This window comes from Enterocloster alcoholdehydrogenati (genome assembly GCF_013282095.1).
In the GTDB taxonomy this organism is placed as follows: domain Bacteria; phylum Bacillota; class Clostridia; order Lachnospirales; family Lachnospiraceae; genus Enterocloster; species Enterocloster alcoholdehydrogenati.
The window spans coordinates 39,325-59,828 of sequence record NZ_BLTJ01000016.1 but is presented as its reverse complement, the minus strand read 5'-3'; the positions used below and the strand labels follow the sequence as shown (position 1 = coordinate 59,828).

Below are 20,504 nucleotides of genomic sequence, written 5' to 3'. Positions count from 1 at the left end.
TTATGGGCATGGAAATCATTGATTTCAAGGCCACAAAATGTAAGCACTGCTACAAATGCGTCCGATACTGCGAGGTCAAGGCAATCCAGGTCAGAGACGGCCGTGCGGTGATCATGCCGGATAAATGTATTCTCTGCGGCCACTGCCTGAAGATCTGCCCGCAGTCTGCCAAGACCCTGCGAAGCGATATGGAACTGGTCAGAGGATGGTTAAGGAGCGGGGAGCGGGTGGTGGTTTCCATTGCCCCGTCCTATATGGGGCTGTTAAAATACAAGACCATCGGCCAGGTTCGCGCCGCTCTGATCCGCCTGGGGTTTGAGGATGTGCGGGAGACCGCTGAGGGGGCAGCCTTTGTCACAGCAGAGTATGCCAGGCTTCTGCAGGAGCAGCAGATGGAAAATATTATTACCACCTGCTGTCCAAGTGTCAATGACCTGATTGAGATTTATTATCCGGAGCTTGTAAAGTATATGGCCCCGGTGGTATCGCCCATGATTGCCCACGGACGCATTTTAAAGGAAGAACTGGGCCGCGAGGTAAAGACAGTATTTCTCGGTCCCTGTATAGCGAAGAAAAAAGAGGCCCAGGATCCGCGCCATGACAGCTGGATCGATGCAGTGCTGAATTTCAGAGATCTGAACAAATGGCTGGAAGAGGAAGAAATTTCCATTGAGAATTGTGAGGATATGCCGTTTGCTGCCTTTGATCCAAAGGTAAACCGCCTTTATCCCGTAACCAACGGGGTAGTGAACTCCGTGCTTGCCACCCAGGAGGAACGGGCAGACGGCTACCGCAAGTTCTACGTTCATGGTGAAGCCAACTGCATTGACCTGTGTAAGAGTATGGAAAGAGGAGAGATAAAGGGCTGCTTTATCGAGATGAATATGTGTGCCGGCGGCTGCATCAAAGGCCCTACAGTGAACGACGAATTTATTTCCAGATTTAAGATAAAGCTGGATATGGAGGAAACTATCCCGCGGGAACCGGCAGACCGCTTTGAACTGGAACGCACAGCGAACAATATTTCCTTTAAAAAGGAATTTCTGGATCGGTCCCCCAGGGAACCCATGCCCACACAAGAACAGATCCGTCAGATCCTGCGCATGACTAATAAGTTTAAGCCGGAGGACGAGCTTAACTGCGGTGCCTGCGGCTATCCAACCTGCAGAGAGAAGGCGATTGCTGTATTTCAGCACAAGGCGGAGGTTTCCATGTGTATTCCCTATATGCACGAAAAAGCGGAGTCCATGTCCAATCTGGTGATGGAAACCTCCCCCAATATTGTGCTGATTGTGGGTGCGGACATGAAGATTTTGGAGTATTCGGATGTAGGGGAAAAGTATTTCGGAAAAACAAGGTCGGAGGCTCTGGAAATGTATCTTTATGAGTTTATTGATCCGGTGGATTTCCAGTGGGTATTTGACACCCGCCAGAACATCCATGGCAAACGTGTTACATATCCGGAATACCATTTGTCCACCCTTCAGAATATTGTATACATAGAGAAGGAAAATGCAGTCCTTGCAACTTTTATCGATGTTACCCGTGAGGAGGAGCAGGCAAAAGAGGATTATGAGAAAAAACTGGAAACGATTGATCTGGCCCAGAAGGTCATCCACAAACAGATGATGGTGGCTCAGGAGATCGCAGGTCTTTTGGGAGAGACGACGGCGGAGACAAAGACCACTCTGACCAGGCTGTGCCACTCCCTGTTAGACGACGGAGCGCCCAGAGAAGAGGATGAAGCCCAGCGGCTGGAAGCAAATGCTCATCTGGGCAGCGGAGCCATTCCTCTAAAGGGAGTAATGACGCCGGGGAATCAGGGAGCATCTGCCTCCCAAAAGCCTTCCGGCTACGTCCATCTGGGAAGCATTCGCCCGAAACCGCCGGGCTATGGGAGGTAGAGGATGGAGATTACCGTAGACGTTGCTTATAAAAGCCTGAATAAATTCAGCGAAATCCTCTGCGGCGATAAGGTAGAGATTCTCCAGACAGAGGATTCTAATATCATGATCCTGGCCGACGGTATGGGAAGCGGGGTAAAGGCTAATATTCTATCGACGCTCACATCCAAGATCCTGGGAACCATGTTTCTAAACGGCGCAACCCTGGAGGAATGTGTGGATACCATCAGCGAGACCCTTCCGATCTGCCAGGTTCGTCAGGTAGCCTACTCTACCTTCAGCATTTTACAGGTTTATCACAATGGGGACGCCTATCTGGTGGAATATGACAATCCTGGCTGTATCTTTATCCGGGATGGGAAACGGATGGAGATCCCTCAGAATATTCGGGAGATTCAGGGAAAGAAGATCAATGAATATCGTTTCCAGGTAAAAAAGGGCGATGCCCTGATTCTTATGAGCGACGGAACGATCCATGCAGGAGTGGGAGACCTGCTGAATTTCGGCTGGCTCTGGAAGGATATTGCCGATTATGCAGTGCGCCAGTACCAGATCACCGTGTCGGCCATGCGCCTGGCCGCATCCATCAGCCGTGCCTGCGATGAACTGTACCAGTTTCATCCTGGAGACGATACGACCGTGGCCTGTATGCGGATCATAAGCAGCAAGCCCGTCCATTTGATGACCGGGCCGGCCCGAAACCCGGAGGACGATACGGCCATGGTTCACGATTTCATGTCTGACCCTGACGCGGCCACTATTGTCTGCGGCGGCACCAGTGCTACTATTGTTTCCAGGGTATTAAATAAGAAACTGGACGTATCGCTGGACTATGTGGATCCTGAGATCCCGCCCATTGCCTATATGGAGGGGGTGGATCTGGTGACGGAAGGGGTACTCACATTAAACCGGGTGCTGCAGCTGCTGCGCCGGTATGTGAAGCATGAGGCTGTTTCCGAGGATTTTTTTGAGGAGCTGGATAAGCCCAACGGCGGCTCCATGGTCGCAAAGATTTTGATCGAAGACTGTACGGAGGTTCATCTCTATGTGGGAAAAGCCATCAACAGCGCCTACCAGAATCCCGGACTGCCCTTTGATCTGGGGATCCGCCAGAACCTGGTGGAGCAGCTAAGACACTTGATTGAGGATATGGGCAAAAAGGTGACAGTCACCTATTACTGATGGGGCTGCCTGACAGGCAGAAATCCGAATGTATGGAATGTATGAATGGAGGAAAAGAAAATGGTAACGAATGATGCAACGATTCTGCGCCTGAAACACGATGTACTGTATGAGGTGGCAAAGGCAGCATGGGAGGATACGCTGAAGGAGCACAGAGAGCAGATCCCCTATGATATGATCCCCGGCCCTCAGGCCAGCTACCGCTGCTGTATCTATAAGGAGAGGGAGATCATCAAACAGAGAGTTCGCCTTGCAGAGGGGAAATGCCCGGTGGGAAAGGAAAGCGCCAACGTAGTGCAGGTGATTAACGCAGCCTGCGAGGAGTGTCCCATCGCATCCTATATTGTAACGGACAACTGCCGTAAATGTATGGGGAAAGCCTGTCAGAATTCCTGTAATTTCGGCGCAATTTCCATGGGCCGTGACCACGCCTACATTGATCCTGGCAAGTGTAAGGAATGTGGAAAGTGCGCACAGGCCTGTCCTTACAATGCCATTGCCCATTTAGAACGCCCCTGCAAGAAAGCCTGCCCGGTGGACGCGATTACATATGATGAGTACGGCATCTGCGTGATTGACGAGAAGAAATGTATCCAGTGCGGCGCCTGCATTCACAGCTGCCCCTTCGGCGCCATCGGCTCTAAGACCTTTATGGTAGATGTGATTCGCCTGATCAGGGCAGGAAAGAAGGTAGTCGCTATGGTAGCGCCTGCTGCGGAGGGGCAGTTCGGCCCTGATATTACCATGGAGAGCTGGCGGATCGCATTAAAGCAGACAGGCTTTGACGATATGGTAGAGGTAGCTCTGGGGGGAGATATGACAGCGGCTTATGAGGCAGAAGAGTGGGCAGAGGCTTATAAAGAGGGAAAGAAGATGACCACCTCCTGCTGTCCGGCTTTTGTGAATATGATAAAGCAGCATTTCCCAACACTGCTGGAGCATATGTCCACTACTGTTTCTCCCATGTGCGCTGTGTCCAGAATGTTAAAAAATCAGGATCCGGAGACAGTGACCGTATTTATTGGGCCATGTATAGCAAAGAAGAGCGAGAGCCTGGATCTGAATATCGAGGGAAATGCAGACTATGCCATGACCTTCGGTGAGATCCGCGCCATGATGCGCGCCAGAGGGGTAGAGCTGCAGCCGGCGGTCAATGACTATCAGGAGGGTTCCATATTTGGGAAACGCTTTGGAAACGGCGGCGGCGTTGCGGCGGCCGTACTGGAATGCATGAAGGAGCGGGATGAGAAGTTTAACGCCAGGGTTCTTCGCTGTAATGGAGGAGCTGAGTGCAGAAAGGCCCTTCTTCTTATGAAGGCAGGCCGTCTGCCGGAGGACTTCGTGGAAGGTATGGTCTGTATCGGCGGATGCGTAGGCGGCCCCAGCAAACACAAGGCTGAGAATGAAGCCAAGAAGGCAAGAGACCAGCTCATCGGAGAGGCGGACGACAGAAAGATACTGGAAAATCTGCAGAAATATCCCATGGATCAGTTCTCCATGCACAGACATTAAAGTGCATGAAATCCACAACAAAATTCAAATGGAACAGGGGGTCGGACGGCGCCGGATGCGCCCCGGCTCCCCCTTTTGCTTTACGGGAGCAGGAGGCTGCATCCGGGAATACATCCAGATAAAAACAGTTGCCATCCAGAAGGAGTCCATATATAATAGGAAAATCCACCATCCGTAAAGCATCTGATTTGCGGATGGCATTTATCACAGAAAGGCAGAAGATGATTTATGAGCGGAATTTTATACGGTGTAGGCGTAGGCCCCGGTGATCCACGGCTTATAACCTACCTTGCGGCAGATACCATCCGATCCTGTCCGGTGATCGCAGTGCCGGCAGAGACAAAAGAACAGGCGGTGAGCTACCGGATCGCATCGGGGCTGATCACAGATTTGGATAAAAAGCAGTGCCTTACCTTTTCGATTCCCATGACAAAGGATAAAGGACTTCTGGAGACTGCCTATCGCAATGCGGCGGATCAGGTAGAGGAGCAGCTGAAGGCGGGAAGGGACGTAGCCTGCCTTACTCTGGGAGATCCTACGGTTTACAGCACCTATATTTATCTCCACCGTCTGATCCGGGATCGGGGATACAGGACAGAGATTATAAGCGGCGTCCCCTCCTTCTGTGCGGTCAGCGCACGGCTGGGAGACAGCCTGGCAGACAGATCCCAGCAGCTGCACATCATTCCGTCCGCCTACGGTGTGGAGGATGCTTTAAAGCTTCCCGGAACCAAGGTGCTTATGAAGGCCGGTTCCAAGATGGCCGCGGTAAAGGAAGCACTTGAACGGGAGTGCGTATCCGGGGTTATGGTGGAAAACTGCGGCATGGAAAATGAGAGTATCTTTCAGGGCGTACAGGAAATCCCGGACAAAGCGGGATACTACTCTCTGATTGTGATAAAAGAACAAAAATGACATATAAAAACGGGTGAATTGTTGGTAAAAACAACCATGATGGTAAATTCCACGCGGTCAAATGTACGCCGGTGCTTGACACGGGACTGTATTTAATGGTAGAATACTTCATTAGATGGCGGAGGGACGGAATTTTTTTTTACGGATTTTAACATCCCCCTTGTCTTTTTGTCTTTAATCAATGAAAGGAGAATATGCATTATGAAAAAGACGGTAGCGCAGATCACTGCTCTCACTATGGCGGCTGCAATGGCTCTTACTGCCTGCGGCACAGGCGGAAAGGGCACAGAGAATGGAGGAGCGGCAGACAGCTCTCAGACAGCAGACAGCGACAAGAATGCGATTAAGGATCTTGTAACCTACGAGGCTCCCAACAGAGAGCAGGAAGGCTTCTTTATCCTGAATACAGAGAAGGCCAATGACCTGAATGTACTTTGCAACCTGTATGCGCCTTTGCTTGAGGTAGATGAAAACGGCAAACTGAGACCCGCAGTAGCTAAGGAATGGGGAACCGAGGACGGCGGTCTTACATGGACATTCAAGTTAAGAGATGATGTTAAGTGGGTAGATATCAATGGCAATGTAAAGGCTGACTGTACCGCTCAGGACTGGATTACAGCGATGGAGTGGGTGCTGAATTTCCATAAGAACGGTTCTCAGAATACATCCATGCCTCTGGCTCTGATCAAGGGCGCTCAGGATTATTACAATTACACCAAGTCGCTTCCTGAGGCAGAGGCAAAGGCTCTTGATACCTCTAAGATGCTTGAGATGGTAGGTATTGAGGCTCCCGATGATTACACACTGGTATACCACTGTGCTGTCAATGCGCCTTACTTTGATACCGTATGTACATCCGCTTGTATGTATCCTGTATCCCAGGCTCTCATCGACGAGCTGGGCGTGGATAATGTAAATGGTATGACAAATGAGACCATGTGGTATACAGGTCCTTATTTTGAGACTACATTTACTATGAACAACGAGAAGATCCTTACCCGCAATGAGAACTATTACGATAAGGATGCAAAGCTGTTCGACACAGTAACCGTGCGCATGGTAGACGGAACCCAGCTGTATCAGCTGTGGCAGAACGGCGAGCTGGATAATATCGCTCTGGCAGAAGCTGATTTAAGAACCATTTACAATGACGACAATAACCAGTGGAAGCCATATCTGAGTGAGACCAGACCCAAGAAGTTCTCTTATCAGATGCATTTCAACTTTGACAAGCGCAAGGAGGACGGCACTCCAGATGAGAACTGGAACAAGGCAGTTGCAAACGAAGCGTTCCGTCTGTCCTGGTACCATGGTCTGAACCTGACCAACTACTGGTCCAGGACGAACTTCATTGAACCTCTTCACTGCGAGAATGTAGCCTATACTATGAAGGGCCTTCTGTACTTCTCTGACGGTACAGACTACACCGAGAGAGTAGAGGAAAAGCTGGGACTGCCTGCATCTGACGGTACAAATCCAAGACGCTACGATGCGGCAAAGAGCGCGGAGTACAAGAAGCAGGCCATGGAAGAACTGTCTGCAAAGGGCGTTACCTTCCCGGTACAGGTAGACTACTACATCATCGCAGGCGATCAGAACGCTCTGGACAAGGCAACCGTATTAAAGCAGACTTTTGCTGAGGGACTTGGCGAGGACTTTGTAAACTTAAATATCAAGACCTTCGTATCCAGCCAGTCCAAGGAAGTAGTACAGCCTGCGTTAGGTTCCTTCTACATCAACGGATGGGGAGCAGACTATGGCGATCCTGCCAACTTCATTGATCAGGAGCGCTATGGCTATGATGCTGCTTACTACTCCAACAACTACTCCAGAATCAACAATGCCACGGATGAGGATCTGATCGCTTCCTACAAGGAGTTTTCTGCTCTGGCAGAGGCGGCAGGCGCAATCTATGACGATACAGACAAGCGCTATGAAGCATATGCAGACGCAGAGGTTTACCTGCTGCAGCACGCATTTACCATTCCTATGGAGTATGAGGTTCAGTGGCAGCTGACCAAGATCAACGACTATTCCAAGATGAACGCCATGTACGGCGCTCAGAACTATACCTACAAGAACTGGCAGACCTCTGTAGACGCCTATACTACAGAGCAGTACAAAGAATTCCAGTCCGCAGGCAAGGCGAAATAATTCATGGTAAAATATACCGCCAAACGACTGATTCAGTCTCTGATTACAGTGCTGGTTGTCGCCACCATCGTGTTCCTGCTTATGCGTATGCTTCCGACCGATTACTACTTTACAGAGGATCAGGTTATGAAGCTGACAGAAGAGCAGAAGAACGCGCAGCTGGAGGCAGCTGGCCTGCTGGATCCCGTGGGACAGCAGCTGGGCCGTTTTTATGGGCAGCTCCTGCGCTTTGACTTCGGTACATCGCGCAGGATTCAAAACGGCGCTTCTGTGCTCAAGGTGATCGGCACCAAATTCTCCGTATCCATGCGTCTGGGCTGTATCGCCCTGGTGATCGCGCTTTTAATAGGCGTGACCATGGGCCTCATCCAGTCCAGGAACAAGGACCGGATCCTGGATCATGTGGGAACTGCCTATACGGTTTTTGTAAATGCAGTGCCCCCGCTGGTTTCCTATTCACTGGTACTGGCCTTTGGAGCCAATGTGCTCAAACTGCCGGCTCTGTATTCAACCAGAAATGCGGGCCGTTCCAGTATCCTTCCCATCATCTGCCTTGCGCTGACCTCCATCGCTCATTATGCGCTGTGGACCAGACGCTATATGGTGGATGAGTTGAACAAAGATTACATCAAGCTGGCCAGGATCAAGGGTATGTCCTCCAAGGACATCATGGTAAAGCACGTGCTGAAAAATGCATTTGTTCCCCTGGTGCAGTATATTCCTGCGTCCTTCCTTCTTACCATCAGCGGTTCTCTCCTGGTAGAGCGGTTCTTCTCCGTTCCAGGCATGGGACCTCTGCTGACGGATGCCATCACACGTTATGACCTGAATGTGGTGCAGACTCTGGTAATCATTTACGCCACCCTTGGCGTACTTGGCGTATTCCTGGGCGATGTGCTGATGATGACGCTGGATCCGAGAATCAAGCTTACTGACAAAGGAGGCAGCCGTTAATGAACGATACACAAAAGGATAAATTCCAGTTTGTGGAATACTCCGCAGAAGCTGCGGAGCGGATCGGCTATTCCGACTACTCCTACTGGAAGTCTGTATTTCAGAACTTTTTTAAGAAGAAATCCGCCGTTGTCATGGCGGGTGTATTCTTCGCCCTGGTGATATTTTCCTTTATTGCCTTAAAGATCGGCAAGTATGATTATGCTCATGCGCAGATCATGGCAAATTCATCCCTGGCTTTCAGCAAACCCAACAGCGAGTTCTGGTTTGGTACTGATAACCTGGGACGTGACTACTGGTGTCAGGTCTGGTATGCAGCGCAGGTATCCATCAAGCTGGCCCTGATTGTTGCTGCAGGCGAGTGTGTGATCGGTGTGATCATCGGCTGTATCTGGGGCTATGTGCGCAGCCTGGACCGTATTTTTACCGAGATTTACAATGTAATCAACAACATTCCGATCATCATCTATATGACGCTGGCGGCTCTTGTCTTTGGACAGAGCTTCCGCAATATGGCCATCGCCATGATTGCCTTCGGCTGGCTGGTAATGGCAAGAAATGTGCGCAACCTGGTGCTTATGTACCGTGACCGGGAATACAACCTGGCTTCCAGGTGTCTTGGCACACCGGTATGGCGGATCTTAATCAAGAACATTTTCCCATACCTGATCAGTGTGGTGATCCTGCGTCTGGCTCTGTCAATTCCGCAGACCATCGCTCTGGAGTCCACTCTGTCCTATCTGGGACTGGGACTGGATGTAAATACGCCTTCCTTGGGCATCCTTTTAAGAAACGCGAGAAACTATTTCCTTCAGTATCCTTACCTGCTGATCTTCCCGGCTGTGATCGTGTCTCTTATCACCATCACCTTCTATCTGGTGGGCAACGCCTTCTCAGATGCGGCGGATCCAAGAAATCATGTGTAGAACGGAGGAAATGTTCATGGCAAATATGGAAAGAGAACCGATCTTATCTGCCAGAGACGTGGAGATCTCCTTTAGCCTGCGGGGCAGGAAATTAAATGCCATCCGCAGGTGTTCCCTGGATCTGTACCAGGGAGAGACACTTGCCATTGTAGGCGAGTCCGGCTCAGGTAAATCGGTATTTACCAAATCCTTCCTGGGTATGCTGGATGCCAATGGTTCCATCACCGGCGGCACCATCATGTTTGAGGGAAATGATCTGGCGAAATATAAGACAGAAAAGGACTGGATGACCATTCGCGGAAAGAAGATTTCCATGGTCATGCAGGATCCTATGACCTCTCTGAATCCTCTTAAAAAGATTGGGCGTCAGATTGAAGAAAGTATAGAACTGAATCAGGGCATCAAGGGGCCGGAGGCAAAGAAGCTGGCTTTGGAGATGCTGAAAAAAGTAGGGATCCCTGATCCGGAGCGCCGGTATCAGCAGTATCCTCATGAGTTTTCCGGCGGTATGAGACAGCGCGTGGTGATTGCCATTGCCGTTGCCTGCCGTCCTCAAATCCTGATCTGCGATGAGCCGACCACGGCTCTGGACGTGACCATCCAGGCTCAGATCTTAAACCTGGTGCGCGATCTGCAGAAGGAATTAAACATGACCGTTATCTACATCACCCATGACCTGGGCGTTGTGGCCAACGTGGCGGACCGGGTAGCCGTTATGTACGCCGGTCAGATCGTAGAGTACGGAAAGGTGGATGAGATCTTCTATAACGCATGGCACCCCTATACATGGGCTCTGCTGTCCGCTCTGCCTCAGTTAGGTGTAAAGGGCGAGGAACTTCCCACCATCGAAGGTACTCCGCCAAACCTGTTCAATGAGATCAAGGGAGATGCCTTTGCTCCCAGAAACCGTATGGCTCTTGCCATTGACTTTGAGGAGGAGCCTCCGTTCTTTGACGTGAGCCCCACTCATAAGGCAAAGACATGGTATCTGGATCCAAGAGCGCCTAAGGTAGAACAGCCCCATTCCATCCGTATGCTGCGGGAAAAGATGAAAGAAAGGGGGTAAGACGCAATGGCTGAGAGAGAAAAACTGATCGAGATCAAAGACCTGCAGATTACCTTCGGCAGCGGCCGGAAGAAGTTCGTAGCGGTTGATCATGTAAATTTTGATATTTATAAGGGCGAGACGTTTTCCCTGGTAGGAGAGTCCGGTTCCGGAAAGACTACCATCGGACGGGCCATCACCCGGATCAATCCTGTATCCGGCGGCGAGATCCTTTACCGGGGACAGCGCATCAGCGGAAAGATCTCCAGAGACTTAGACCGTCAAGTGGTAAAATCCTGTCAGATGATCTTCCAGGATCCGATGGCTTCTTTAAATGAGCGCGCCAAGGTAGACTATATCGTTTCTGAGGGCCTGATCAATTTTCACCTGTACAAGGATGAAAATGACAGAAAACAGAAAGTAGAGCACGCGCTGCGCGAGGTTGGCCTTCTTCCGGAGTTTGCCTCCCGTTTCCCCCATGAGTTCTCAGGCGGTCAGCGCCAGCGTATCGGTATTGCCAGAGCCCTGATCATGGAGCCGGAGTTTGTGGTGGCGGATGAGCCTATTTCCGCGCTGGACGTATCCATCCGCGCTCAGGTGCTGAACCTGCTGAATCATTTGAAGCAGACCAGAGGCCTGACCTATTTGTTTATCGCCCATGACCTTTCGGTTGTCCGGTTTATTTCTGATCGGATTGCTGTAATCCACAAGGGACGTATCGTGGAACTGGCAGAGGCGGAGGAACTCTTCCTTCATCCTCTCCATCCATACACCAAGGCTCTGTTATCTGCTGTGCCTATCCCGGATCCGGAGCAGGAGAAGAAAAAGCAGCTTCTGATTTACGATCCCTCCATCCATGATTACAGTACAGACGGCCCTGTATGGGAGGAGATCTGTCCCGGTCACTTTGTCTGGGGCAACCAGAGAGAGTTAGAGGGATACCGCAGGGAAATCGAAGGATAAAGACAGATGGATAAAAAAGGTTCGTTATATCACTCATATATGATACGGCCCATTTTATACAAATGCGTAACAAGAGCCGCCCTGGCTGTGACTGCCCTCCTTTTATGGGATCGGTACGTCAACACAGCGGGGCGGTTCTCGCTTTTAAGAGATGGCTGTGTTGTGGCGGGGATCCTGTTTTTCTGTCTGGCCTGGTTTTCTTATCTGCGCCTGGACGGAGTGATGGTTCACCATATGTTTGAGGAAAGAAAGAAAAAAAAGCCTGTCCGCAGAGGTTATACAGACATCGTTGATTTTGCGGATGAGCATATTATATCGTATGAGGAATTATCTCAGGATGAGCGCGCTGCCTGCAGTCTGGCGGCGCACCTGATCTGCGGGGTGCTTTTTGTGCTACCGGGGATTGTCTGCTGGCTGGCAGGGCTTTTTTAGGGCCCTGCTTTTTTGCTGCTTATTATGCTGAAATTATTTTTATACAGCAAAATGTATGTATGTCTCTCTTTGCGCTACAGATGTCCTTGACAAACGGTCATTAAAGGACTATACTTAAAAAAGCGTTAAAAATTGAATGTATATTCATCAAATGTTTAATTTATGAATATACATTCATTTTTGTAACGGCTCACAACAAAGGAGGATACAAAAATGAAAAAGAGATTTGCAGCTGCCGCCCTTCTGTGCGCGGCCATGTTTTCCTTATCTGCCTGCGGTGGATCCGGAAATTCTGATACTGCAGCGGCAGGAACAGCTACAACCAGCAAAGAGGCATCATCGGGAGCGGGCAGCGCCCTTTCATCCGGCGGTAAAGTGGTAAGAATTGCCGCCGTGGATCCGCAGGTAGCCTTAGATCCCCAGCAGTACACCTACAGTATTGTGATGAAGATAACGGACAATATTACAGAGTCCCTGATTCAGACAGCATCCGATGGAAGTCTGGTGCCTACGCTTCTGACTGCACTTCCTGAGGTCTCTGAGGATGGGATGACATACAGCTTTGAACTGCTTCCCGATGTGAAGTTTCACAATGGAGAAACCTTAAAGGCATCGGATGTGAAGTATTCCTTTGAGCGTCTGGTAAAGCTTACCAAGATGGCGACTCTTATGGAAAACGTAGAGGGTTATCAGGCATTGGCAGATGGTACGGCAGATGAGATGACGGGAATTCAGGTACAGGATGATACACATTTTACCATTCAGCTGGTAAAGCCATATGCGCCATTTGCTTCTGTTCTTTCCACGGCATACTGTGCAATTTATCCGCAGGCGGCCTGTGAAGAGGCGGGGGATACCTGGGGAATGCAGGTATTATACGGAACCGGCCCATTTAAGATGGACAGTTTCCAGAGCGGCGTAGGCGTTACACTGTCACGGTTTGATGACTATCACGGAGGCGCTGTAAAGCTGGATGGACTGGATTATAAATTTATTGAGGATGTAAACACACAGGTTCTGGAATACCAGAAGGGAAATGTGGATTATGTAGACGTAGACCCCTCCATTTATCCGGTATATTCCAGCAATCCCGAACTGAAGGACCAGATGCATGGTTTCCAGCCCACCGGAAACTACAGCCTGACGCTGAATGCAAAGACATTTCCGGATGCCAGAGTAAGAGAGGCTATCGCGCTTTCCATCGACCGCGCCGCAATCTGTGAGAGTATCCTCCACAAAACAGCAACGGTTCCGACCTCTTATATCCCGGCAGGCATCATCGGACACGATGATACGCTTCCTGAATTTGAATACAATCCGGAGAAAGCAAAATCCCTTTTAGCTGAGGCAGGCTTCCCGGATGGAATTAACCTTCGTGTAACCGTAAATACAAAGTACCAGGGTAATGTAGCGATTGCTACTGCGTTCCAGCAGCAGGCAAAAGCAGCCGGCATCAATGTGGAGGTAGAGCAGGTAGACTCCGCAGCATGGTCTGATATGAAGAAGAACGGCGGCGTTGACTGCGGCATCGCTAACTGGTATGTAGACTATTCGGATCCCGAAAGTATGCTTTATCCTATGACAAAAACAGATTCCAACTCCAGCTTCTGGCATAATGATGAATTTGATCGCCTGCTGGCAGAGGGAATTGCAACCACAGACACAGCAGAGCGTCAGGAGATTTACGCAAAGGCAGAACATATCATGACAAGAGAAGACTGGGCAACCACTCCTCTGTACAATGAAACAAAATTCTACCTCTTAAATCCCACGATTACAGGCTTTGAGATGGATTCTACATTCCGTATGTTCTGGAAGAACGCAGACATACAGCAGTAGCCAATGTCAGAGGGGGCGGCAGTAGCGGTTTAGGATGCTTCCGCCCCCTTCTGCTGCGTATATACGGGAAAATGGTCCGGGCGGGCCGTTTTTAGTCTTTATTTTTCAGGAGGAAATCATGCTTTCGTATACAGCAAAACGTCTGGCCCAGACTATTTTTGTACTTCTGGGAATCAGTCTTATCACTTTTGTCCTGCTCCAGGTCGTTCCCGGCGATCCGGTGGCTATGATGCTGGAAAAGCGCGCGGATCCAGAAACCATAGCCAAGGTACGCCATGAGCTGGGGCTGGATCTTCCATATCATGTTCAGTATTTTAATTTTCTGAAGGGGGCGGTTCATCTTGATTTTGGAACCTCTTATTTTACGAAAGAGGTTGTATCCAGCGCCCTGCTTCGCTCTTTTAAAGTAACGGTGAAATTGGCCTGTATGTCCTTTGCCTTTGCCGCTGTGATCGGTATTCCCTGCGGTATCTTCTCCGCCGTAAGCAGAGGGAAAGGCATTGACACGGCTGTGATGATTCTTTCCATCGTGGGCGTATCTGCTCCGGCCTTTTGGGTAGCGATCATTCTTCAGATCATCTTCGGATTAAAGCTTGATATCCTTCCGATCTCCGGCTTTGATTCTCCGGCCTGTTACATACTGCCAAGCATTGCTCTTGGCGCCCGCTATGCCGGAAGCATGGCACGTATCACGAGAACCAGTATGTTAGAGGTTTTAAGCCAGGATTATATCCGCACTGCCCGTGCAAAGGGAGCGAAGCGCTGGTCTGTGATTTTAAAGCACGCATTGAAAAATGCAATGATTCCTATTGTTACGCTGGTGGGAACGGATTTTGGCTATATGCTGACAGGTTCCATGCTGATCGAAAAAGTATTTTCTATTCCGGGAATTGGAAAGCTGGCGGTAGACGCCATGTCTAATCGAGATCTTCCTTTGCTGGAAGGAACGGTTATGTACATTGCGTTTGTGTTTGTTATTGTAAACCTGCTGGTAGACATTTCCTATGCCTTCCTGGATCCGAGAATTCGTTATGGGAAAGGAGCCGTGTGAGTAAGAAAATGATACGTTTTTTTAATAAACAGAAACAGTTTGAGCAGGACGTGCTGGAGCATGGAATGGAGTATTCCAGTTTTTATGGGGACAGCTTAAAGCGATTAAAAAAGAACAGGATGGCCATGTTCTGCGCAGGGATTCTGGTACTTCTGGTACTGGCAGCTATTTTTGCTCCGGTGATCGCGCCATATGATCCAACCTATCAGGATTACAGCGCAGTGCTGGCAGCTCCCAGCATGGCTCACCCCTTTGGAACCGATGAGTACGGCCGTGATATTCTTTCAAGGATTATCTACGGATCACGGGTTTCCATCAGTATCGGTATTGTGGCGCAGGTGGTGGCTTCTTTTGTAGGCGTGATCTTAGGCGCAGTCGCCGGTTATTACGGCGGCCGTATCGACAGCATAATCTCACGTATTATGGAGATTTTTCAGGCATTTCCAGATCTGATTTTTGCCATGGCTATTATGACCTTCCTTGGAAAGGGTGTTTTAAACCTGTTCATTGCCCTGGGCCTTCTGACCTGGGTTCGCACCGCCCGCATGATCCGTGGTTCTGTGATGCAGCTAAAGGAAAAGGAATACATAGAGGCCAGCCGTGCCTGCGGCGCGTCCACATTCTGGATCATTACAAAAGGCTTGATTCCCAACTGCCTCTCTACGATCATTGTGCTGGTGACTCTGGGTATCCCCAATGCAATTATGTATGAGGCTTCCTTAAGCTTTCTCGGTATTGGTATCCAGCCGCCTACGCCTTCCTGGGGAAATATGATCTCTGCGGCTCAGACTTTTATCAGTTATCGGCCAGTATACAGCATTATGCCTGGTGTGGCCATTATGGTAACGGTAATCGCTTTTAATATTTTTGGCGACGGCTTAAGAGATGCCCTGGATCCTAAGCTTAAAAACTGATGGAGGTGGAACGGATGGAAGATAAAATATTAGAAGTAAGGAATTTAAAGACATATTTTCGTACCGACGCCGGCCTTGTAAAGGCGGTAAATGACGTTTCCTTCTCGGTAGAGCGTGGGAAGACATTAGGAATTGTGGGAGAGTCCGGCTGCGGCAAGAGTATTACCTCTCTTTCCATCATGCAGCTGGTAGAAACACCTCCGGGCCGCTATGAGGGCGGAGAGATCCTCTTTGATGGAGAGGATCTCTTAAAGATGAGTGAGAATCAGATGCGGGAGATTCGCGGCAATAAGATAGCCATGATCTTTCAGGAGCCAATGACGTCCTTAAACCCTGTTTTTACCATTGGTCAGCAGCTGATGGAGGCAATTTTGCTCCATGAAAAAGCAACAAAGCAGCAGGCCAGGGAAAAGGGCATTGAGATGCTTAAAAAAGTGAAGATCCCTTTGGCAGAGAAACGGTTTGACGAATATCCCCATCAGCTTTCCGGCGGTATGCGCCAGAGGGTGATGATCGCCATGGCTCTTTGCTGCAATCCGCAGCTTTTAATCTGTGATGAGCCCACAACGGCTCTGGATGTGACGATTCAGGCGCAGATTTTGGATCTGATCAATGAATTAAAGGAAGAAACAGGCACGTCCGTTATGATGATTACCCACGATCTGGGGGTGATCGCCGAGGTGGCAGATGACGTGATGGTCATGTATGCGGGAAAGGTAGTAGAGCACGCGACCTGCGACCAGATTTTTGACGAGCCTCTTCATCCCTATACTTCTGGTCTCATGAGCTGTATTCCCAGATTGGATGGAGATGATACGAAGGAATTAAGCGTGATTGAGGGCATGGTGCCAAGCTACGACGATATGCCGGAGGGCTGCGCCTTTTGTCCCAGATGTCCCTATGCAAAGGAAATCTGCAGAAAGCAGATGCCGGAGCTTGAGGAAGTGAAGGGACGCCGGGTGCGCTGTTTCAGATATACGAAGGAATGGGAGGAAAGCGCCAAATGAGCGAACAGATGAATGAAACGCCTCTTTTGGAGGTAAGGCATTTAAGAAAGCTTTTTCCGGCAAAATCAGCCTTCGGCACACGGGAAAAGAAATTTATAAAGGCAGTGGACGACGTTTCCTTTACCTTAAACCCCAGGGAGACACTGGGAGTGGTAGGAGAGTCCGGCTGCGGAAAATCCACCATGGGACGTTCCGTTCTGCGTCTGATTGAGCCTACGGACGGAGAGATCCTTTATAAGGGACAGGATTTTAAAAAGGCTTCCGGCCAGGAGCTTCGCAGGATGCGTGCTGAGATGCAGATCATTTTTCAGGATCCCTACGCGTCTTTAAACCCGCGTATGACTATCGGCGAGATTATTGCGGAACCGTTGAATATTCAGAAACGGTACGGCTCTAAGGAGGAGACGAGGGAACACGTTTTAAAGGTGATGGAAGTGGTGGGACTGAATCCAAAATATTACAACCGCTATCCTCACGAGTTTTCCGGCGGCCAGCGCCAGAGAATTGGAATTGCAAGATCCATTGTACTGGGCCCGTCTCTGGTTGTCTGTGATGAGCCGGTGTCTGCGCTGGATGTGTCCATTCAGTCCCAGGTATTAAATCTTCTGCGCCATCTGCAGGAATCGATGGGAATGGCATATATTTTCATTTCCCATAATTTAAGTGTCATTCGCCACATTTCCGATCGTGTGATGGTTATGTATCTGGGTCATGTGGTTGAACTTGCAGATAAAAAACAGCTGTATGAGAATCCGTCCCATCCATACACCCAGGCATTGCTGTCAGCTATTCCGCTTCCGGAACGCCACAGTACCAGAAAGAAGATCCTGCTTAAGGGCGACCTGCCCAGTCCGGCAGATCCTCCATCTGGCTGCATCTTCCATACAAGGTGCTTTATGGCTCAGGAGATCTGCTCTGTGGAAAAGCCGGAGCTTAAGGATATTGGCGGCGGCCATATGTGCGCGTGTCATTTCTGCGGGGGATGTAATCAATAAGTGCACGTTCTGTATCTGAGGAATGCGTGCAGACAAAAAAGGAGGTAACAGATATGAAAATTACGGACATTAAGGTTCACATGATGCAGGTTCCCCTGGTCCGTCCTTTTCGGATTTCTTTGGGTGTGATCACCCATGCAGTAAGCTGCCTGGTAGAAATCGAGACCGACACAGGGATTACCGGTTACGGAGAAGGCTCTCCCGGCCCGCTGATCACGGGGGAAAATATGCCCGGTACGGTGGAAACCTTAAAGGTGTTCAGGGAAAAACTCATTGGTATGGATCCAAGGGATATTGAGGCGGTAAACGCCGTGATGAACCGGGCAGTGGCATATGCGGGAACCGCAAAGGCAGCCGTTGATATTGCCTGCCATGATATACTGGGAAAAGACAGCGGACTTGCGCTGTACAAGCTGCTTGGGGGGCTATCCAATACCATTGAGACGGATATGACAGTGGGAATTGACGCACCGGAAATCATGGCGGCTCACGCAAAGGAGCACATAAAAGCGGGATTCCGCGTTATTAAGACAAAGGTGGGGACGGATATTACAGAGGATCTGGCGAGAGTAAAAGCAATCCGTGAGGCCGTGGGCGATGATGTGAAGATCCGTCTGGACGCCAACCAGGGATGGAACGCCAGAGAAGCGGTGGAGCTGTTAAAGAGACTGAATGAGTACGATATTGAGCTGGTTGAGCAGCCTGTACGCCGTTTTGACTTTGAGGGCTTAAAGTATGTGACAGCCAACAGCCCGGTGCCGGTTATGGCAGATGAAAGCTGTTGGGATTCCAGAGATGCCCTGCATCTGGTTTCCGAGCGGGCAGTGGATTTCATCAATATTAAGCTGATGAAGTGCGGCGGCCTCTGGGAGGCAAAGAAAATTGTGAACATTGCCGAGGCAGCGGGAGTAGAGATCATGCTGGGCTGCATGGCTGAGGAAAGCGGAATTGCCATCAATGCGGCGGCAGCTCTTGGCGCGGCTCTTGGAAATATTACCCGGGCGGACTTAGATGCCAGCTTTTCCTTAAAGGAACTGCCGTATGAGGGCGGTTTCACCATTGAAAATACAAAGGATCTGGTGTTGTCTGAGGCTCCCGGACTGGGCCTTAGCCGCTTAAAGGAGGAAATGTTTCAATGAGCAGACAGGCGCAGGACATATCACAGGGAATCCGCAGGCTGGAGAGCCATACTGCTCAGATTATGGAAGAGTCCAACGCCAGAGGCATTGCCGTAGGAGTGGTGGATCGAACCGGCAGGATTCTGTATGAGAAATACTTTGGTCTGCGTGATGCTGAGAAGGGACTTCCCATCAACCGGGATACCATATTCGGAATGGCATCGGTGACCAAATCGTTCACTGCCTTATCCATTATGCAGATGCAGAGGGATGGAATTTTATCGGTGGAGGATGCGGTGACGCGTTATATTCCGGAGTTTACCAATAAAAACCAGAAAGAAAACGTGCGTCTGTGGCATCTGATGAGCCACAGCGGCGGATATTTCCCACTGCCAAGGATTGTTGTGGATCAGACGGCCAGGGAAATGGGAATTGCCGACAGCTTAGAGGAGGAACTGATTTTCAGGGAGGACTTTGCGGAGGAAGGAATACGCCGGGTAGCGGGCCGCCTGGATGCCCAGACCCATTTTACAGGGAAACCGGGACAGCGGATGAGCTACTGCAATGACGGTTTCGGTCTGCTGTCCGACATCGTGCGCCGTCACTCTGGCTGCGGCTCTTTCAGCGCTTATCTGGAGGAGCATATTTTTAAGCCTCTGGGAATGGAGCGGAGCAATATCAGCTTTATCCGCAACACTCTGGATGAAAATGCAGCCACCCTTTATACCCTGGAGGATGGAGTCTGGAGAGCGGACCGCGATTATGAAAATGATGCCTTTGTTCTTCATGGCGGAGGGGCTTTAAAGTCCACTCTGGGGGATATGATGAAATATGCAGCCATGTACTTAAACGAGGGGAAGAGCGCTGATGGAACCCAGGTTATTGACCGCGATTCCATCGAGGAAATGTGCCGTCCCAGACAGATCGTAAAGCCGGGGATCTACTACGGCTACGGTCTTGAAATGAGCCAGATGGAGGACATGGTGATGGTAGAGCATGGAGGAAGCCTTCCGGGTGTATCCTCAAACCTTTGTTTCTGTCCCCAGAAAGGCATCGGTGTGATCGTACTGTGCAATACCATGGATGTGCCGGTTTACTCTATAGGCACTATGGCTCTTAGACTGTACTGCGGCCTGTCCTTAGAGGTCTCCCGTCCGGAGCATACCCCACGCTCCTGGACAGAGGAAGAAAGGAGAGAACTGGCTGGAACCTATTGCTCTGGAGAAGGCGACCAGTTTGTGATAACAGATGACGGAAATGGAGGACTTTCCATGGAAATCAACAAAAAACCGGTGGACCTAAAGGCTGTTTATCCATGGCAGGGCATGGTGCGAAAGAAATACAGCGACGTATACCTGACTGCATTCCGCGATGAAAGCGGAAGGGTATTTGCCGCCAGATACGGAAGCCGTATCTTCCCGAAGGTTTAGAAAAAGGCCCAAACGTAATACGCATATTCATTTTAAAGACAAAAAGACACGGAAGGTTCCTCTCTTTTGCCGCAGGGTGAAAGGGGGGAGCCTTCTGTGTATTCTGACGGCAGCAGATCTCAGGCTGTTTCATGCGGCCGGCTTTCCTGAGGTTGTAGATGGT

The 20,504-nt window shown here is 50.0% G+C and carries 17 protein-coding genes; all 17 read left to right on the top strand.

What is annotated here, in order from left to right; all coding sequences use genetic code 11:
• Positions 1-2: 2 nt before the first annotated feature.
• On the top strand, positions 3-1,904 hold the full coding sequence (locus HW447_RS15755) for a [Fe-Fe] hydrogenase large subunit C-terminal domain-containing protein (protein WP_176256072.1): 1,902 nt from the start codon (positions 3-5) through the stop codon (positions 1,902-1,904).
• Positions 1,905-1,907: 3 nt separating this feature from the next.
• Positions 1,908-3,086 (top strand): SpoIIE family protein phosphatase, encoded by a 1,179-nt coding sequence (locus HW447_RS15750; RefSeq protein ID WP_176256071.1) that lies wholly within the window; start codon positions 1,908-1,910, stop codon positions 3,084-3,086.
• A gap of 60 nt (positions 3,087-3,146) precedes the next feature.
• Positions 3,147-4,598: a 4Fe-4S dicluster domain-containing protein gene (locus tag HW447_RS15745; protein ID WP_176256070.1), complete on the top strand. Its 1,452-nt coding sequence runs from the start codon at positions 3,147-3,149 to the stop codon at positions 4,596-4,598.
• A gap of 228 nt (positions 4,599-4,826) precedes the next feature.
• Positions 4,827-5,513, top strand: coding sequence for a precorrin-2 C(20)-methyltransferase (gene cobI / locus HW447_RS15740; RefSeq protein ID WP_176256069.1), 687 nt, complete (start codon positions 4,827-4,829; stop codon positions 5,511-5,513).
• A 201-nt stretch (positions 5,514-5,714) separates the two neighbouring features.
• Positions 5,715-7,667 carry an ABC transporter substrate-binding protein gene (locus tag HW447_RS15735; protein ID WP_176256068.1) on the top strand — a complete coding sequence of 651 codons (1,953 nt, stop codon included), beginning with the start codon at positions 5,715-5,717 and terminating at the stop codon, positions 7,665-7,667.
• A 3-nt stretch (positions 7,668-7,670) separates the two neighbouring features.
• Positions 7,671-8,621 carry an ABC transporter permease gene (locus tag HW447_RS15730; RefSeq protein ID WP_176256067.1) on the top strand — a complete coding sequence of 317 codons (951 nt, stop codon included), beginning with the start codon at positions 7,671-7,673 and terminating at the stop codon, positions 8,619-8,621.
• Positions 8,621-9,547, top strand: coding sequence for an oligopeptide ABC transporter permease OppC (gene oppC / locus HW447_RS15725; RefSeq protein WP_176256066.1), 927 nt, complete (start codon positions 8,621-8,623; stop codon positions 9,545-9,547). The genes HW447_RS15730 and oppC overlap by 1 nt, the downstream gene beginning before the upstream one ends.
• Before the next feature lie 25 nt (positions 9,548-9,572).
• On the top strand, positions 9,573-10,613 hold the full coding sequence (locus HW447_RS15720) for an ABC transporter ATP-binding protein (protein WP_176256085.1): 1,041 nt from the start codon (positions 9,573-9,575) through the stop codon (positions 10,611-10,613).
• Positions 10,614-10,619: 6 nt separating this feature from the next.
• Positions 10,620-11,555, top strand: coding sequence for an ATP-binding cassette domain-containing protein (locus tag HW447_RS15715; protein ID WP_176256065.1), 936 nt, complete (start codon positions 10,620-10,622; stop codon positions 11,553-11,555).
• A 6-nt stretch (positions 11,556-11,561) separates the two neighbouring features.
• Complete coding sequence (locus HW447_RS15710; protein WP_176256064.1) at positions 11,562-11,987, top strand: hypothetical protein; 426 nt, start codon at positions 11,562-11,564, stop codon at positions 11,985-11,987.
• 213 nt (positions 11,988-12,200) lie between these two features.
• Positions 12,201-13,826, top strand: coding sequence for an ABC transporter substrate-binding protein (locus tag HW447_RS15705; RefSeq protein ID WP_176256063.1), 1,626 nt, complete (start codon positions 12,201-12,203; stop codon positions 13,824-13,826).
• Between the two features lie 118 nt (positions 13,827-13,944).
• A complete protein-coding gene (locus HW447_RS15700) occupies positions 13,945-14,877 on the top strand; it encodes an ABC transporter permease (RefSeq protein WP_176256062.1) in 933 nt (310 codons plus the stop codon).
• Positions 14,874-15,791 (top strand): ABC transporter permease, encoded by a 918-nt coding sequence (locus HW447_RS15695; RefSeq protein ID WP_243176321.1) that lies wholly within the window; start codon positions 14,874-14,876, stop codon positions 15,789-15,791. The genes HW447_RS15700 and HW447_RS15695 overlap by 4 nt, the downstream gene beginning before the upstream one ends.
• A 14-nt stretch (positions 15,792-15,805) precedes the next feature.
• Positions 15,806-16,798, top strand: a complete 993-nt coding sequence (locus tag HW447_RS15690) for an ABC transporter ATP-binding protein (protein WP_176256061.1) — start codon at positions 15,806-15,808, stop codon at positions 16,796-16,798.
• A complete protein-coding gene (locus HW447_RS15685; RefSeq protein WP_176256060.1) occupies positions 16,795-17,793 on the top strand; it encodes an ABC transporter ATP-binding protein in 999 nt (332 codons plus the stop codon). The genes HW447_RS15690 and HW447_RS15685 overlap by 4 nt, the downstream gene beginning before the upstream one ends.
• Positions 17,794-17,846: 53 nt before the next feature.
• Positions 17,847-18,932 (top strand): dipeptide epimerase, encoded by a 1,086-nt coding sequence (locus HW447_RS15680; protein WP_176256059.1) that lies wholly within the window; start codon positions 17,847-17,849, stop codon positions 18,930-18,932.
• A complete protein-coding gene (locus HW447_RS15675) occupies positions 18,929-20,341 on the top strand; it encodes a serine hydrolase domain-containing protein (protein WP_176256058.1) in 1,413 nt (470 codons plus the stop codon). The genes HW447_RS15680 and HW447_RS15675 overlap by 4 nt, the downstream gene beginning before the upstream one ends.
• The last annotated feature ends 163 nt before the right edge of the window (positions 20,342-20,504 follow it).

What these genes read in the sequence shown, in the direction of transcription:
- HW447_RS15720 (WP_176256085.1), top strand. Translation starts at nt 9,573, where the DNA reads ATGGAAAGAGAACCGATCTTATCTGCCAGAGACGTGGAGATCTCCTTT.
- HW447_RS15690 (WP_176256061.1), top strand. Translation starts at nt 15,806, where the DNA reads ATGGAAGATAAAATATTAGAAGTAAGGAATTTAAAGACATATTTTCGT.
- HW447_RS15745 (WP_176256070.1), top strand. Translation starts at nt 3,147, where the DNA reads ATGGTAACGAATGATGCAACGATTCTGCGCCTGAAACACGATGTACTG.
- cobI (WP_176256069.1), top strand. Translation starts at nt 4,827, where the DNA reads ATGAGCGGAATTTTATACGGTGTAGGCGTAGGCCCCGGTGATCCACGG.
- HW447_RS15730 (WP_176256067.1), top strand. Translation starts at nt 7,671, where the DNA reads ATGGTAAAATATACCGCCAAACGACTGATTCAGTCTCTGATTACAGTG.
- HW447_RS15710 (WP_176256064.1), top strand. Translation starts at nt 11,562, where the DNA reads ATGGATAAAAAAGGTTCGTTATATCACTCATATATGATACGGCCCATT.
- HW447_RS15755 (WP_176256072.1), top strand. Translation starts at nt 3, where the DNA reads ATGGGCATGGAAATCATTGATTTCAAGGCCACAAAATGTAAGCACTGC.
- HW447_RS15675 (WP_176256058.1), top strand. Translation starts at nt 18,929, where the DNA reads ATGAGCAGACAGGCGCAGGACATATCACAGGGAATCCGCAGGCTGGAG.
- HW447_RS15750 (WP_176256071.1), top strand. Translation starts at nt 1,908, where the DNA reads ATGGAGATTACCGTAGACGTTGCTTATAAAAGCCTGAATAAATTCAGC.
- HW447_RS15685 (WP_176256060.1), top strand. Translation starts at nt 16,795, where the DNA reads ATGAGCGAACAGATGAATGAAACGCCTCTTTTGGAGGTAAGGCATTTA.
- HW447_RS15700 (WP_176256062.1), top strand. Translation starts at nt 13,945, where the DNA reads ATGCTTTCGTATACAGCAAAACGTCTGGCCCAGACTATTTTTGTACTT.
- HW447_RS15715 (WP_176256065.1), top strand. Translation starts at nt 10,620, where the DNA reads ATGGCTGAGAGAGAAAAACTGATCGAGATCAAAGACCTGCAGATTACC.
- HW447_RS15680 (WP_176256059.1), top strand. Translation starts at nt 17,847, where the DNA reads ATGAAAATTACGGACATTAAGGTTCACATGATGCAGGTTCCCCTGGTC.
- oppC (WP_176256066.1), top strand. Translation starts at nt 8,621, where the DNA reads ATGAACGATACACAAAAGGATAAATTCCAGTTTGTGGAATACTCCGCA.
- HW447_RS15735 (WP_176256068.1), top strand. Translation starts at nt 5,715, where the DNA reads ATGAAAAAGACGGTAGCGCAGATCACTGCTCTCACTATGGCGGCTGCA.
- HW447_RS15705 (WP_176256063.1), top strand. Translation starts at nt 12,201, where the DNA reads ATGAAAAAGAGATTTGCAGCTGCCGCCCTTCTGTGCGCGGCCATGTTT.